The 15701-nt window shown below is 56.0% G+C and carries 13 protein-coding genes, 1 tRNA gene and 1 other RNA gene; 13 read left to right on the forward strand and 2 right to left on the reverse strand.

Annotation, left to right across the window (positions count from 1 at the left end; all coding sequences use genetic code 11):
* Positions 1-4: 4 nt before the first annotated feature.
* The 3 genes from ACTNB1_RS01400 to ACTNB1_RS01410 all read left to right on the forward strand — a co-directional run bounded on the left by ACTNB1_RS01400 (position 5) and on the right by ACTNB1_RS01410 (position 3297).
* The gene (locus tag ACTNB1_RS01400) at positions 5-1369 is read left to right on the forward strand and encodes a relaxase/mobilization nuclease domain-containing protein (protein ID WP_441167491.1); all 1365 of its coding nucleotides are present in this window, start codon (positions 5-7) and stop codon (positions 1367-1369) included.
* A gap of 14 nt (positions 1370-1383) precedes the next feature.
* Entirely contained in the window at positions 1384-1581 is a 198-nt protein-coding gene (locus ACTNB1_RS01405) for a hypothetical protein (protein ID WP_441167492.1), read from the forward strand.
* Positions 1582-1773: 192 nt separating this feature from the next.
* A complete protein-coding gene (locus ACTNB1_RS01410; protein ID WP_441167493.1) occupies positions 1774-3297 on the forward strand; it encodes a recombinase family protein in 1524 nt (507 codons plus the stop codon).
* 46 nt (positions 3298-3343) lie between these two features.
* Here ACTNB1_RS01410 and ACTNB1_RS01415 read toward each other — a convergent pair.
* Positions 3344-3419, reverse strand: a tRNA-Ala gene (locus tag ACTNB1_RS01415).
* A 372-nt stretch (positions 3420-3791) separates the two neighbouring features.
* Between ACTNB1_RS01415 and ffs the strand changes: the two genes are divergently transcribed.
* The 10 genes from ffs to ACTNB1_RS01465 all read left to right on the forward strand — a co-directional run bounded on the left by ffs (position 3792) and on the right by ACTNB1_RS01465 (position 14273).
* Positions 3792-4056: signal recognition particle sRNA large type (gene ffs, locus ACTNB1_RS01420), an RNA gene on the forward strand.
* A gap of 112 nt (positions 4057-4168) precedes the next feature.
* A complete protein-coding gene (dnaX, locus tag ACTNB1_RS01425) occupies positions 4169-5875 on the forward strand; it encodes a DNA polymerase III subunit gamma/tau (RefSeq protein ID WP_441167494.1) in 1707 nt (568 codons plus the stop codon).
* Positions 5876-5889: 14 nt separating this feature from the next.
* Positions 5890-6237 (forward strand): YbaB/EbfC family nucleoid-associated protein, encoded by a 348-nt coding sequence (locus ACTNB1_RS01430; RefSeq protein WP_441167495.1) that lies wholly within the window; start codon positions 5890-5892, stop codon positions 6235-6237.
* A gap of 70 nt (positions 6238-6307) precedes the next feature.
* Positions 6308-6988, forward strand: a complete 681-nt coding sequence (locus ACTNB1_RS01435; protein WP_441167496.1) for a YoaK family protein — start codon at positions 6308-6310, stop codon at positions 6986-6988.
* A gap of 44 nt (positions 6989-7032) precedes the next feature.
* Entirely contained in the window at positions 7033-8160 is a 1128-nt protein-coding gene (locus ACTNB1_RS01440; protein WP_441167497.1) for a DUF362 domain-containing protein, read from the forward strand.
* Positions 8161-8183: 23 nt separating this feature from the next.
* Entirely contained in the window at positions 8184-8849 is a 666-nt protein-coding gene (gene deoC, locus ACTNB1_RS01445; RefSeq protein WP_441167498.1) for a deoxyribose-phosphate aldolase, read from the forward strand.
* Between the two features lie 234 nt (positions 8850-9083).
* Positions 9084-10313, forward strand: a complete 1230-nt coding sequence (locus ACTNB1_RS01450) for a BMP family ABC transporter substrate-binding protein (RefSeq protein WP_441167734.1) — start codon at positions 9084-9086, stop codon at positions 10311-10313.
* A gap of 131 nt (positions 10314-10444) precedes the next feature.
* Complete coding sequence (locus tag ACTNB1_RS01455; RefSeq protein WP_441167499.1) at positions 10445-11995, forward strand: ABC transporter ATP-binding protein; 1551 nt, start codon at positions 10445-10447, stop codon at positions 11993-11995.
* Entirely contained in the window at positions 11992-13245 is a 1254-nt protein-coding gene (locus ACTNB1_RS01460) for an ABC transporter permease (protein ID WP_441167500.1), read from the forward strand. The genes ACTNB1_RS01455 and ACTNB1_RS01460 overlap by 4 nt, the downstream gene beginning before the upstream one ends.
* Complete coding sequence (locus ACTNB1_RS01465) at positions 13242-14273, forward strand: ABC transporter permease (RefSeq protein ID WP_441167501.1); 1032 nt, start codon at positions 13242-13244, stop codon at positions 14271-14273. Before ACTNB1_RS01460 ends, ACTNB1_RS01465 begins: the two co-directional genes overlap by 4 nt.
* Positions 14274-14314: 41 nt before the next feature.
* Here ACTNB1_RS01465 and ACTNB1_RS01470 read toward each other — a convergent pair whose 3' ends face one another.
* A complete protein-coding gene (locus tag ACTNB1_RS01470) occupies positions 14315-15673 on the reverse strand; it encodes an MATE family efflux transporter (RefSeq protein ID WP_441167502.1) in 1359 nt (452 codons plus the stop codon).
* Between the last annotated feature and the right edge of the window lie 28 nt (positions 15674-15701).

Consider the following 15701-nt stretch of genomic DNA (forward strand, 5'->3'; position numbering starts at 1 on the left):
AAAAATGGCGATCATCAGCTTCACTAACTACAAGTGTGGTCAGAGCACCGGATGCATGGGAGCCGTGATGCGGTACACCATGCAGAACAAGAAAACCGAGTGTGACGGTCAACAGTTGGTCACAGGCATCAACTGCCAGTCGGAATCTGTCTACGCGGACTTCATGACCACCAAGCGGCTGCATCACAAAACCGACGGTGTGCTGTTCTACCACATGGTGCAGAGCTTTCCAAAAGGCGAAGCGGTCGATCCGGTCGCCGCTCATGCGGCGGCACTGAAGCTGGCTGAGTACTATGAGGGCTATGAAGTTCTGGTCTGCACCCACACAGACCGGGAACACATTCATTCCCACTTTCTCATCAACTCCGTCAACTTCGATACGGGAAAGAAACTGCACATCGCAAAGGAGCAGCTCCAGGAACTGCGGCAGCGCAACGATCAAGTCTGTATGGAGTTTTCTCTTCCTGTGTTCCGGCCTGCGGACAGGAAGCAAAAAACGAAAACCATGACGATTGGTGAATATCATACCGCAGCCCGTGGCCAGAGCAAAAAGCTGCAGCTCATGAATATCATCAACGACTGTATGCGCCACGCCTCTAACCGTGAGGAGTTCATTGCGCTGATGGAGAGCGAGGGCTACAAGGTACGCTGGGAAACCTCCCGGCGGAACATCACCTACACCACACCCAGCGGCTGGCAGTGCCGTGACCGCCTGCTGTTCGGGGACAAATATCTGAAGGAGAATATGGAATATGAATTCAGGATCAGAGAAGAAATTATCTATGGACGAGCTGTTGGAAAAGAACCGACCTACGCAGATGGTACAGACCACGCCGCAGCCTCCGACGCAGGAGCTGACACCGCCTCCCGAAGTGCATCCCACGAAAGCGGAGTGGGAGGATCTGCTGAGCGACCTCTGCGCACTGGGGTACCACACCGAGAGACAGACTGGCTATCTGAAGAAGGTCAACGAACTGCTTGTGCAGCTCCCGAACCGGACGCAGATGGACGAACTGCTGAAAGCGGTGAAGCATCTGGAGCAGATGAGCGAACAGGCTGGGAAGCGGAACGAGAAGCGTTTTTCTCTGCCCAATATCAGGCTGCCCAGACTGAGTCTGCCGGACATTCCGTGGACCAGTCTGCTGTTGGGACTGGCGGCCCTGGCGCTGACTGGGCTGGTGCTGTGGGTGGTGTGGTCCAGCTTGGACACACTCTGGAGCGCGGCCAAGACGCTGCTCCCGTGAAGGACGCCACCACGCACTACCACGCAGACAGCAAGGCCCTCCGGAAAGAACGGCAAAAGAAAATCGCCCAAGGCCACGCCGAGGACGATCACGAAGAAGAACAGACTTGGCAGCAGACTATGTAAAGGAGGATGATCACATGAGTTATCAGCAGGCACTGTATGATCGGGAGCATCCCCGATACTCTGAGCCGACAGAATATATCACGATGGAAGTGGACGGACTGATTGTTGCTCTCCGCTTCAAAAACACCGTTACACAACCTGGCACAGTGTCGGAAATTGAGCAGACACTGTTGATGGCACAGGACTTTGAAAACCTGAACAAGCCTGCTTGATTCAGTAGACTTTTTACCAGTGGTGTGGGATACTGTGTGTGCATATGAACCTTGACAATTTAATCTGAGCAAACCATATGCACCGCAGTCCTATACCAGAAAGGACAAGGTGCAATCATGGAAAAAAACAAGCGAGTATACTGCCTCTATCGAGTCTCTACCAAAGGACAGGTAGAAAAAGATGATATCCCGATGCAGAAACAATACTGCCGTGAATTTGCGGAGAGCCAGGGATGGACGATCATCAAAGAATTTGCGGAAAAAGGTGTCTCGGGTTTCAAGGTGGCTGCTGCTGACCGCGACGCCATTCAGGAGATCCGCCAGGACGCCGAGGAACGGAAGTTTGACATCCTGCTGGTGTTCATGTTCGATCGCCTGGGGCGGCGGGACGATGAGACGCCCTTCGTGGTGGAGTGGTTCATCCGCAACGGAATCGAAGTGTGGAGCGCAATGGAAGGGCAGCAGAAGATGGACGATCATATCGACAAACTGCTGAACTACATCCGTTACTGGCAGGCCTCAGGTGAGAGCCTCAAAACCTCTGCCCGAACAAAGACACGCCTTTCGCAAATTGTGCAGGAGGGGAGGTTCCGCGGCGGGATCGTTCCCTATGGATACCGCCTGGAAAAGCAGGGGCGCTTCAATAAAAAGAATCACGAAGTCAACGAGATTCTGATTGACCCGGATGAAGCTGCGGTGGTGCGCATCATCTTTGAAAAATATGTCTATGAGGGGTTTGGCGCACAGCGGTTGTCCCGGTGGCTATATAACAACGGCTATCTCAACCGAAAGGGGACCAACTTCGCCAATACCACCATCATCAAAATGCTGAAGAACATCATGTATGTGGGCATTCTGCGCAGTGGGGAAACACGCTCAGAAATCTTTCCGGAGCTGCAAATCGTTCCTCTGGATCTGTATGAGCGAGCACAGGAGTTGATGGAGGCCAGGACAATGCACCACAATGAGGTGCCCTTTAACTCCAAGGGGAAGGCGCTGCTCTCCGGGATGGTCTACTGCGCCCACTGTGGTTCCAAACTGGTGCTGACCACCAGCAGCGGCAGACGAGCCAAGGGTGAGCCCAAACGGGAAACCCATATCCGATATGCCTGCCACTACAAGATCCGCCATCCTCAGGACTGTGACGGTCAGACCGGATACTCCGGCGAGAAACTGGACGGCATTATTGATAAGATCGTCATCCAACTCTTTGAGCGGATGAAGACTGCACCCAGGAGCCAGCTCATTCAAAAGCAGAGGGAAAAAGAACTCCAACTGGCAAACAGTTCGGTGGCGAATCTGGAGAAACTCCATGCCGCCGCAGAACGGGAGCTGGAGAGCTACAAGAAAGAGATCATCAAAACCATCAATGGGACTGGCAGTTTTGGAGCGGACATCCTCGGCGAGATGATAGAGGACACCCGAAGCAAACTGGCGGCGCTGGCACAGGAATTGGAACAGGCCAAGGAAAAAGCGGCTAATCTGAAGAACTCTGCCGTTGCCGTCCAAAAGGAGTATGACAAGATTATGTCCTGGGCCGACCTGTATGCGGGGAGTAGTATCGAGGGAAAGAAGATGATCCTGCGGCAGCTCATTGAGCGAGTGAATATCGGGAGGAACTTTGAAATCGAAGTGGAATTCAAAATCAGTGCCACACAGTTCTTCGACTTCCTGCATCCGGAAGGGGACAAGAGTGTGTACTATCGTGCATCCTAAAAGCATGAAAAAACTCGGGAGATCTCAAAACGAGATCTCCCGAGTGTGGTGGACCTAATCGGGATCGAACCGACGACCTTACGGATGCGAACCGTACGCTCTCCCAGCTGAGCTATAGGCCCAAATCAACAGTTCCAAAAGGGGAACAGAAGAATAAAGCAATATGAAATTATAGATGTGGCAGAAAACCGAACCCTTTGCGCTCCCAGCTGAGCTATAGGCCCAAATCAACAGTTCCAAAGCGGAACAGAAGAAAAAAGCAATATGAAATTATAGATGTGGCAAAAAACCGAACCCTTTGCGCTCCCAGCTGAGCTATAGGCCCATATTATACTTGTGGCGTCAACACCAAAATATTATAGCATAATTTATCGGGTTGTAAAGCCCCTTTTTAAAAAAGATAAATGTCATATTGATAAATCGGAAAAAATGATGTATGATATCAAAGACAGCCTTCCAAAGGACCGCGCTGATATGTCCGGTCTGCGGCAAGGCCGCACTAGTCGGGGAGTTAGCGGTGCCCTGTACCTGCAACCCGCTACAGCAGGGATGAATCCCGGCCCCCGGAACAGCGCTGTGTCGTCTGACCCTGGTAAGTAGTGATGATGGATCGGTCCCGCGCAAGGTCGCCCCGTGAACCGTGTCAGGCGGGGAACCGAGCAGCACTAAGCGGACCGCGATCTGTGCCGCGGGGTTCCCGCTCCTGAGCCGGCTGCTGGGGTAACGGACATAGCGATGTTTCCAAAGGCCGGTGTGCGGTCTTGCCACGTACCGGACGAGAAAGCAGGGGAGGGGCGAAGCGAAGCGGCTTTCCGCATCCTCCGCCTCTCCCTTTTTACAACGATTTCCGTGAGGTTTGAGGTGACTGATTTTGTATCAGGCATTGTATCGAAAATGGAGGCCCAGTACATTTGATGATGTGGTGGGGCAGGGGCATATCACCGAGACGCTGAAGCGACAGGTAGCTACGGGACGCTTGTCCCATGCATACCTGTTTACTGGTACCAGGGGTACCGGTAAGACAACATGCGCCAAGATCCTGGCCAGAGCAGTGAACTGTGAGCATCCGGTGAACGGTAACCCGTGTAATCAGTGCCCGTCCTGCCTGGGAATTGAAAATGGCTCCATTTTGGATGTGTTGGAATTGGATGCAGCCTCCAACAATGGTGTGGACCAGGTACGGGCTCTGCGGGATGAAGCGGTGTATACCCCTGCCGCAGTTCGGAAACGGGTATACATCGTGGACGAGGTCCACATGCTCTCCACTGCGGCGTTCAACGCTCTGCTCAAGATTTTGGAGGAGCCTCCGGCCCACCTGATGTTTATTCTGGCTACTACAGAGCTGCACAAGGTGCCGGCTACTATCAAGTCCAGATGCCAGCAATTTTCCTTTAAGCGCATCTTGCCTGGAGATATTGCTGCCCGTCTGGCCTATGTGGCCAGGGAAGAGGGCCTGGAGCTGAGAGGAGATGGCGCTGCTCTGCTGGCCCGGCTGGCGGACGGAGGCTTGCGGGACGCCCTGTCGCTGCTGGACCAGTGCGCGGTGACCGATCGCCCCATTGGTGAGCAGGAGGTGCTGGATGCTCTTGGTTTGGCAGGGAATCTGGAGACCGCTGCCCTGATGGAGCAGATTGGCGGAGGAGATACCGCCGGGGCGCTGGAGACTCTGGGCCGGTTATATGCGGCAGGTAAGGAAGTAGGCAGCCTATTGGGCGAGTTGGCCTCTCTTGCCCGGGATTTGCTGGTGCGTAAAACAGCACCTCAGGGTGGTGCAGCGTTGCTCACGGGCGGTTATGACGAAAATACCATGCGCAGGCTGTCCAATGCGTTTCAGACGGCTCGTCTGGTACAGATCCTGGGACTGCTTCAGAGCACCATTGCGGATCTGCCCCGGAGCGGTAACCGGCGTACCGACGCCGAACTGTGCCTGATTCGGCTGTGCCAGCCTGCTTTAGATGAGAGCCTGACCGGGCTGAACGTGCGCCTAAGCCGAGTAGAGGAGATGCTGGCGGGAGGTGTGCCTACGACCTGTCCGGTACCTGCGGCTCCGCTAAAGCGGAGCGTACCGGAAGTTAAGAAGCAGGCTGCGGCTGCTCCGACAGGGGACTGCCCACCATGGGAAGAAGAGCGGCCGCCGATGCCGGAGGAGCCGCCTGCGGAGCGAGAGAGCCAGACGGTATCCATAGAGCGGCCAGAAGAAAACGTAGTGGTTCCGCCTCCTGCTCAGGGTGGACCTGATGTGGACCTCTGGCCTGGCCTGGTGGCTTTGACGAGGGGAAAATTCCCTGCGGTTTATCCTTTCCTGAGCAATCCGGCGGCAGTGCAGGGGCGACTGGAGAATGACGTACTCACCTTGTGGGTGGACAATGAGTTCACCAAGAATATGGTGGGCGGCGCGCATATTCTGGAGGAACTGGCGCGGCTGGCAACGGAACAGACTGGAAGCCCAGTGCGCTGTATAGTCAAGGTAGGTAAGGCACCCGCCCGGACAGAGGCACCTTCCGGCGCGGAACATGACAATCTGGATGATCTGCTGGCCATGGGCCGGCAATTCGACAACATAATCATTGAAGAATAAAGGAGTTGCGACCTATGGCGAAGGGATTTAACAGCCGGGGCATGGGCGGCTTTGGCGGCGGCATGAACATGAACATGATGAAACAGGTTCAGAAGATGCAGCAGGACATGATGAAGATGCAGCAGGAGCTGGAGAGCAAGACCTATACCGCTGCAGCTGGCGGCGGCGCGGTTTCCGCTACAGTTACCGGAAAGCGAGTACTGGAGAGTGTCACCATTGATCCGGACGCGGTGGATCCGGAGGATGTGGAGATGCTGCAGGATATGATCGTGGCGGCGGTGAACGAGGCTCTGCGGGCAGCGGAGAGTGATTCTGCTTCCTCCATGCAGCAGCTGACCGGAGGCCTGGGGCTTCCGTTTTAAGGACTGAGAAATGACCGGGGCGGGCCAGTGACGGCTCGTCCCGGTTTATGCGTGAGGGGGTATAAGAAGCATGATAAACAAGCAAGCCTCTGAGAGTTTCCGCCTGGGAGCACTGCTGGCGGCGGCAGGTGGCATTCTGGACGCATATACTTATCTGGTCAGAGGCGGCGTCTTTGCGAATGCCCAGACAGGTAATATTGTCCTGCTGGGCGTAAGACTAATCCAGGGTCAATGGCTGTTGGCGCTGCACTATCTGATTCCTATTTTGGCCTTTGCAGTGGGCGTTGTGGTGGCGGAGCTGATTCGATACCGCTTCCGGCAGAGCAATAGTGTCCACTGGCGGCAGGTTACTGTGGGATTGGAGTTAATTCTGCTGGCGGCGGTCGCTTTTCTGCCCTCCAGCCTGGATAATTTGGCCAATGTTGCGGTATCCTTTGTGTGCGCGGTGCAGGTAGAGAGCTTCCGCAAGGTGAACGGCAACGCCTTTGCAACTACCATGTGCACCGGCAATCTGCGCAGCGGGACGGAACGGCTTTATCTCTATCTAAAGACCGGTGAACGGGATCATTGGTCCCGTGCGATCCAATATTATGGGATCATTTTGTGCTTCATCGGTGGTGCAGCACTGGGCGGGCTGTGCGCAGAGCGGCTGGATCAGGTTGGGGTCCTGATCAGCCTGCCCTTTCTGGCCGCGGCGTTTGTTATGATGTTTGAACATAAAAGTCTTGCGGGAAAGAGTGGGCCGGTATAAAATAATGCTTGTCTAACAATCAGAATTTAGGAGGTATATGGGAAATGGAACAGGCGAAGGTTTATTTTTCAGATCTCCGCTGCCAGCCCGGAACCAGTCTGCTGAATAAATTGGAAAAGCTGATCCGGACAGCCGGGATTGGTCAGATCGACTTTGACCGGAAACTGGTGGCCATCAAAATGCACTTTGGTGAGCCGGGCAATCTGGCATTTCTGCGGCCCAATTATGCCAAGGTGGTGGCCGACGTGGTCAAGAGCCTGGGCGGTGTTCCCTTCCTGACAGACTGCAATACGCTTTATCCCGGCCGTCGAAAGAATGCCTTGGAGCATCTGGATGCAGCCTATGAAAACGGTTTTTCGCCCTTGTCCACCGGCTGCCAGGTCATCATTGGCGACGGCCTGCGGGGTAATGACGACGTAGAAGTACCGGTGGCAGGCGGGGAGTATATCGAGACGGCCAAGATCGGTAAGGCTATTATGGAGGCTGATGTAATCATCTCCCTGTCCCACTTTAAGGGCCACGAGCAGACCGGCTTCGGCGGTGCTATCAAGAACCTGGGTATGGGCTGCGGTTCCCGCCGGGGCAAGATGGAGCAGCACGCTGCCGGTAAACCCCGAATCAGCCGTCGCAGCTGTGTGGGCTGCCGCAAGTGCTCCACCCAGTGTGCCCACGACGCACTGTCTTATGATGAAGACCGGAAAGCCGTTATCGACTGGGATAAATGCGTGGGCTGTGGACGGTGTATTGCAGTATGCAACTTTGACGCGATTCGGGCGGGCAGCGACGCGGCTATGGAACAGCTGAGCTGCCGCATGGCAGAATATGCCAAGGCTGTGGCGGATGGCCGTCCTCAGTTCCACATTAGTCTGGTCATCGACGTGTCTCCCTATTGTGATTGCCACGGTGAGAACGACCTGCCCATCGTGCCCGATGTGGGCATGTTTGCCTCTTTTGATCCGGTGGCGCTGGACCAGGCCTGCGCGGAGGCGTGCCTCCGTCAGCCGCCCATCCCGGGCTCTCATCTGGACGAGCAAATGCACAAAGAGGGCTTCTGTGATCACCACGACCACTTTATCAACAGCATGCCGGTGACCGATTGGAAGGTGTGCCTGAACCATTGTGAGAAATTGGGGATCGGCACCCGCTCCTATGAACTGATCGAAGTGAAGTAAGGGTATCGAAAGGAAGGTCAACTATGGATGTAAAGGAGATTCTGGCCCGCTGCGACCATACTCTGCTGAAGCAGGAGGCCACTTGGGCCCAGATCAAAGAGGTGTGTGACGATGGCATCAAGTACGGCTGTGCCTCGGTGTGCATTCCGGCGGCCTATGTGAAGCAGGCCAACGACTATGTGGGCAATAATCTGAAGATCTGTACTGTCATCGGCTTCCCCAATGGCTACTCTACCACGGAGGTCAAAGTCTTTGAGACCGAGGATGCCATCCGCAACGGCGCTGATGAGATCGACATGGTCATCAATATCGGCTGGGCCAAGGATGGCCGGTGGGACGAGCTCCTGGAGGAGATCCGCTCCATCAAGGCTTCCTGCCAGGGCCGGATCCTGAAGGTAATTGTGGAGGCCTGCCTGCTCACTCAGGAGGAGAAGGTCAAGCTCTGTCAGATCGTCACCCAGGCCGGGGCTGACTATATCAAGACCTCTACCGGCTTCTCTACCGGCGGTGCCACCCGGGAAGACGTGGCCCTGTTCAAGGCCAACATTGGCCCCGACGTAAAGATCAAGGCGGCTGGCGGGATCCGTACCCTCCAGGATGCTGAGGATTTTATTGCTCTGGGAGCCGACCGGCTTGGTACGTCTGCCATCGTCAAGCTGGTAAAGGGACAGACCCCTCAGGGGTATTGAGAATTGCAGAATACCGGGAGATCACGCTGTGATCTCCCGGTATTTTTTCCTGCCGGTTCCAGAGAATGTGTGAAAAACGGCAAAGAGATGGTAAAAAACTTGGTCATCTTGTAAAATGACGGTTGCCAGCGGAGATGGGATACGGTATAATAAGCCTGTAGCTCAGGGAGGAGAGACATACTGTCTGGACCGAACTGGGCGATTTTTGTGAAAGGAAGGTAGATTACATTGAAGATGTACAAGAAGCTCCTTGCACTGCTCCTGTCCGTGTCCATGGTCTTCGGCCTTGCCGCCTGCGGCAACGGCAACCAGGGCAGCACGGAGACCCCCGGCGGCGAGAGCACTCCTCCCGCTACCGAGTCTCAGGCTCCTGCCGGCGAGACCGGCGGTGAGGCCGCTGTCGACCCCGACTCCATCCCCGACACCATGACTTCCGAGGACGGCAAGTATCAGGTGGCTTTCGTTACCGACGTGGGTCAGCTGAAGGATAAGTCCTTCAACCAGGGCACCTTTGACGGCGTGAAGCTGTATGCCAACGCCAACGGCCTGTCCTACAAGTACTATCAGCCCGCCAACTCCAGCGAGGCTACCGATGATGACCGCTACAATGCCATGAAGGCTGCCGTGGAAGGCGGTGCCGAGGTGGTCGTGTGCGCCGGCTATCTGCAGGAGGCCGCTCTGCGTCAGGCCGCTATGGATTATCCTGACATCCCCTTTATCTTCATTGATGGCTATCCTCTGGACGACGATCCCGATCCCGCTGTTGAGGGCAACATCCTGACCAACGTGGCCGGCATCTCCTTCCAGGAGGAGCAGGCTGGCTATCTGGCCGGCTACGCCGCTGTGAAGGACGGCTTCACCAAGCTGGGCTTCTCCGGCGGTGGCGGCGGCACCAACGATGCCTGCTGCCGGTTCGGCTACGGCTACGTGCAGGGCGCCAACGCTGCTGCTGCTGAGGAAGGCATCACCGTTGACATGAACTACTCCTGGGAGTACGGTGCCACCTTCTCCGCTTCCACCGAGCTGCAGACTATGATCAGCGGCTGGTATGCCAACGGCACCGAGATCGTCTTTGCCTGCGGCGGCTCCATGTTCCAGTCTATTGCCGCTGCGGCCTCCGCCAATGACGGCTATGTGATCGGCGTGGACGTGGACCAGTCCGGCGAGTCTGACTACGTGGTCACCTCCGCCATGAAGGGCCTGGCTGACGCCGTGCAGTGGGCTGTGGGTCACGTCTATGACGGCACCTTCAGCGATATCGGTGGTACCGGTACCTCTCTGGGTGTGAAGGACAACGCCGTGGCGCTGCCCACCGCGGATGAGTCTTGGCGCTTCGAGACCTTCACCGTGGAGGAGTACGAGGATCTGTATCAGCAGATGCTGGATGGCACCCTGGTAGTGGACAACGACTTCTCCAAGCTGGAGAGCACCGAGTGGAGCAATCTGGTTCTGAACGTGATCTGATCTCATTGCAACGCAGAGAAGCGGGAGCACATACAGGCTCCCGCTTCTTTTCTTTTAGGATATCAGACAAATTTCTTGTGTTTTTCCTACTGGTATTATATAATAATACCATATTATGCAAAGGGGGCGGGATGAGGATTATGGAAGCTGAAAACATCATCGAGATGCTCCATATCACCAAAGAATTTCCCGGTATCATCGCCAATGATGATATCACCCTCCAGCTTCGGAGAGGGGAGATCCACGCGCTTTTGGGAGAGAACGGCGCGGGAAAGTCTACCCTGATGAGCGTGCTGTTCGGCTTGTATCAGCCGGAAGCGGGGGAGATCAAAAAGAACGGTGAAGTTGTGCGGATCAACAACCCCAACGACGCTACCGCGCTGGGCATCGGCATGGTGCATCAGCATTTTAAATTGGTGGATGTGTTCACGGTTCTGGAAAATATCATTCTGGGTGCAGAGACTACCAAGCTGGGCTTTCTGCAGAAGAAAGAGGCCCGGAAAAAGGTAGAGGAGCTTTCAGAGAAGTATGGTCTGAAGGTGGATCTGGACGCCAAGGTGGAGGATATCACGGTCGGTATGCAGCAGCGGGTGGAGATCCTGAAGATGCTCTACCGAGACAATGAGATCCTGATCTTTGACGAGCCCACCGCGGTGCTGACGCCCCAGGAGATCGACGAGCTCATGGCCACCATGAAGGAGTTTGCCAAGGAAGGAAAGTCCATCCTGTTCATCTCCCATAAGCTCAATGAGATCATGGCGGTGGCCGACCGGGTCACGGTACTGCGCAAGGGTAAGTATATCGGTACGGTGGATACCAAGGATACGGATAAGCAGTCCCTGTCCAATATGATGGTGGGGCGTCCCGTCCAGCTCCAGGTGGAGAAGGAACCCGCCAAGCCCGGCGAGGCAGTGCTGGAGGTGGAGCATTTGTGCGTTCCCTCCAAGAGCCATAAGCGGGATGCGGTCCATGACGTCAGCTTCACCGCCCGGGCGGGGGAGATCGTCTGCATTGCCGGTATCGATGGCAACGGCCAGTCGGAGCTGGTGTATGGCCTGACTGGGTTGGAAAAGTGCTCCGGTGGCAAGGTCACTCTCTGCGGACATGACATCTCCCACGCCTCTATCCGGCATCGTGGTACGGATATGAGTCATATTCCCGAGGACCGGCACAAGCACGGCTTGGTGCTGGACTTCACGCTGGAACAGAATATGGTGCTTCAGCGTTTCCGGGAGTCCCGGTTCCAGAACGTGGGCTTTATCAAGAAAGGTGAAGTGCGCAAGTACGCTGAGAACCTGATCGAGCAATACGATGTGCGTTCCGGCCAGGGGCCGGTGACCACTGCCCGCAGCATGTCGGGCGGCAACCAGCAGAAGGCCATCATTGCCCGGGAGATCGACCGGGACAAGCCGTTGATCGTGGCAGTTCAGCCTACCCGCGGCCTGGACGTGGGCGCCATCGAGTATATCCACAAGCAGCTTGTGGCGGAGCGCGACAAGGGCAAGGCGGTGCTGCTGGTCTCTCTGGAATTGGACGAGGTCATGAGTTTGTCCGACCGCATCCTGGTGATGTATGAGGGCGAGATCGTAGGCGAGTTGGATCCCAAAGCCACCACGGTACAGGAGCTGGGCCTCTATATGGCCGGCGCCAAGCGGATGGGAAAGGACGGTGAGGGCGCGTGAAGCAGGGACTTTCCAAACTGTGGGCGAAAGACAGCACGAAGTCTGTGCTGGCCTCGTTGATTTCCATTGCCATCGGTATGGTGGTCGGCGCCATTATCATCCTCATCGTGGGCCTGGGTAACTCCAATCTGGGGCTAAAAGGTGCGCTGGACGGGATCCGGCTGGTGTTCGGCGGCCTGTTCAGTACCGGACGGGTGGATAACGTTCTGACCTTCGGTTTCAATTCCACCAATATGGGTGACATGCTGTTCCGGGCCACGCCTCTGATCCTCACCGGCCTGTCCGTGGCTGTGGCCTTCAAGACCGGCCTGTTCAATATCGGTGCTCCCGGCCAGTACCTGATGGGTACCGCAGCCACGCTGATGCTGGCCCTTGGTATCCCGTCTGATGTCGTTCCCACGCCTGTGATCTGGGTGATCGCTTTTCTGGGCGGTATGCTGGCAGGGGCTCTGTGGGGCTGTATTCCGGGCCTGGTCAAGGCGTTTCTCAATATCAACGAAGTGCTGGCCTGCATCATGACCAACTGGATCGCCGCCAACCTGGTGACCTGGATGTTTGAAGGCAGCAGCTTCCGCAACATGGTGGAAAACACCAAGAGCGGCTATATTTACAAGACTTCCTTCAATGGTGTACAGACTGCCAAGCTGGGGTTGGACAAGATCTTTCCGGGTTCCCAGGTCAACGGTGGTATTATCGTCGCTATCGTTATTGCCATCCTGATCTATATCCTGATGAACAAGACCACGCTGGGCTATGAACTGAAGGCCTGTGGTGCCAACCGGCACGCGGCTCGCTATGCCGGCATCGCCGATAAGCGGAACATCGTGCTGTCCATGGCCATTGCCGGCAGCCTGTCTGGTGCGGCTGCTGCGCTGTATTACCTGTCCGGTAATACGGAGTTCTTCTGGTCCACCTATCAGACCCTGCCTGCCACCGGCTTCAATGGAATCCCCGTAGCTCTGCTGGCGGCCAGCAATCCCATCGCGGTCATCTTTACCGGCTGCTTCATGTCCATGCTGGACATCGTGGGCCTGCAAATGACCAACCTGACAGCATACAACGAATATATCACCGACGTCATCATCGCCATCATCGTGTACCTCAGCGCCTTCTCCCTGGTCATCAAGACATTGCTCAACGGCCGGAAAAAGCACAAGGGCCAGACGATGCCGACTACAAAGACTGCGGCGGTAGTTCCGCCGCCTGACGGCGGAAGCGCATCGGAAGGGAAAGGAGGCGAGGAGGCATGACCTTTCTGATTCAGCAGACTCTGCTCTATGCCGTGCCTCTGATGATCGTAGCTTTGGCCGGTGTTTTTGCTGAACGCAGCGGTATCATCAACCTGGCACTGGAAGGTATCATGATCTTCGGCGCCTTTGCGGGCGTACTGTTTGTCAACCTGACTCAGAAAGCGGGAACCTTTGCTGAGGCAAAGTCTGCCGGCGACTGGGTCGCTCTCCAGGGATTTATGATCCTGGCTATGCTGGTGGCGGCTCTGCTGGGAGCGCTTTTCTCCCTGCTGCTCTCCTTTGCTTCGGTGAATCTGAAAGCTGACCAGACCATCGGCGGTACCGCTCTGAACCTGCTGGCCCCCGCTCTGGTACTCTTCTTTATCCGCATCATTGCCAACCAGAACACCCTGCAGATGGCGGAAGGTGACTCCGCAAGCTGGTTCATGATCAAGAAGAGCTTTTTCGGGTATGGACGGAACGATGATATGGGCTTTTTGGGCTCCACATTCATTGACAAAACCTATCTGGCCACCTATATCTGCATCATTCTGTTCGTGGTGCTGTCCATCCTGCTGTACAAGACTCGTTTTGGACTGCGGCTGCGTTCCTGCGGTGAAAATCCCCAGGCAGCGGATTCCTTGGGCATCAACGTCTATAGGATGCGCTACGCTGGTACCACCATTTCCGGCGCTCTGGCGGGCATGGGCGGTTTTGTATACGCGCTGACTACCGCCAACTGCGCCTCTACCGGCGACGTAGCAGGCTTTGGCTTCCTGGCCCTGGCCGTTATGATCTTCGGCAACTGGAAGCCGTTGAACATCGCCGGATCTGCCCTGATTTTTGGCCTGTTCAAGTGTATCGCGGCCTCTTACACCAGTATCGATATCAACGGCGACGGTATCTTCCTGCTGAAGGAACTGGGGATCAGCCCCCACTTCTATCGGATGCTGCCCTATCTTATCACCCTCATTGTGCTGGCCTTCACCTCCAAGAAGTCCAGAGCACCCAAGGCAGAGGGTATCCCCTACGACAAGGGCCAGCGTTAAAAACAGCATAAAAACGCCCATCCGTAAGGATGGGCGTTTTTTCATCCGATCACTTTGATTTTTTTCCAGCCGCCCCGCCAATAGCGGATCAGGAAGAGCACTGCACGTACCACCCAGTCAGCCACCATGGCCAGCCAGACACCAGCCAGTCCCAGGTCAAAACCCCAGGAGCAGGCCAGCACATAGCTCAGTGCCACCCGGCAGGCAAACATGGAGGAGAGGGAGACGATCATGGTAAAGACCGCGTCGCCCGCCGCGCGCAGGGAGTTGGGCAGGGTGAAGGCCATGGGCCAGAAAATCACATTGCCCACCGCGCAGATCCGCAGCACCTGAGCAGCCATCTTGACTGCCTCAGGGCTCAGATTGAATAGTGAGACCAGGAAATCAGCAGAGAAGAACATGATCGTGCTCATCACCAGCATAAACAGATAGCTGGCGCCTACCAGACGTTTGGTGTAGTAAACCGCCTGATCAGTGGCGCCTGCCCCCATGCACCGGCCGATCACTGTGATGATGGCCAGACCAAGGGCCATACCAGGCACATTGACCACGCCGGCCACGCTGTTGGCGATGGCGTTGGCAGCCACGGCGGAGGTGCCAAAGGTGGTGATCAGGTTAAGCACCAATAGCTTTCCGGCCTGGAACATTCCGTTTTCCAAGCCGTTTGGTATCCCGATAAAGAGGATGCGCTTGACCATGCCGCCGTTGAACTGGGGATGGAGGAGGCCGTCCACCCGGACCGTGTGATCGGGGTGATTGAGTAGGGCCATAATGATGACCGCGGCGGCAATTCGGGAGACCAGGGTGCCGATGCCTGCACCTGCAGCGCCGAAGTGAAAACCGAAAATAAAGACGGCGTTGACCACGATGTTGATAATGTTTATGACAAGGGAGCAGAACATGGACACCTTGCTGTTGCCCATGGCCCGGAACAGGGCGGCGCCGGCGTTGTAGATTCCCATGAAGGGATAGGCAGCAGCGGTGAGTAGGAAGTAGATCAGGGCGCTGTCCATGACGTCTGCTTCCACCCGGCCAAAGATCAGGGACAGGATATGCTGCCGGAAGATCAGTGCCGCCGCCATCAGCAGCAGAGAGACGGTACACATGGTGTAGAGCAGCTGCTTGGAAGCAGTCCTGGCGTTGTCCAGGTCCTGTCTGCCCAGGTATTGGGACACGACTACAGCGCCGCCGGTAGATAGGGCGGAGAAGATCTGGATGATCAGGGTGTTGATGTTATCCACCAGGGATACGCCGGAGACCGCGGCCTCTCCCGCGGTGGTGACCATAACGGTGTCCGCCATGCCTACCGTCATCAGCAGAAGCTGCTCAATGATCAATGGGACGATCAGTCGGACCAGCGCATTCCTGCTGAACAGCGGTTTCTGTGCCTCTTCTGTCATTAACAACACTTCTTTACGGAAAAATTAC

It is taken from the genome of Flavonifractor sp. HCP28S3_F3 (genome assembly GCF_052065355.1).
Taxonomy (GTDB): domain Bacteria; phylum Bacillota; class Clostridia; order Oscillospirales; family Oscillospiraceae; genus Flavonifractor.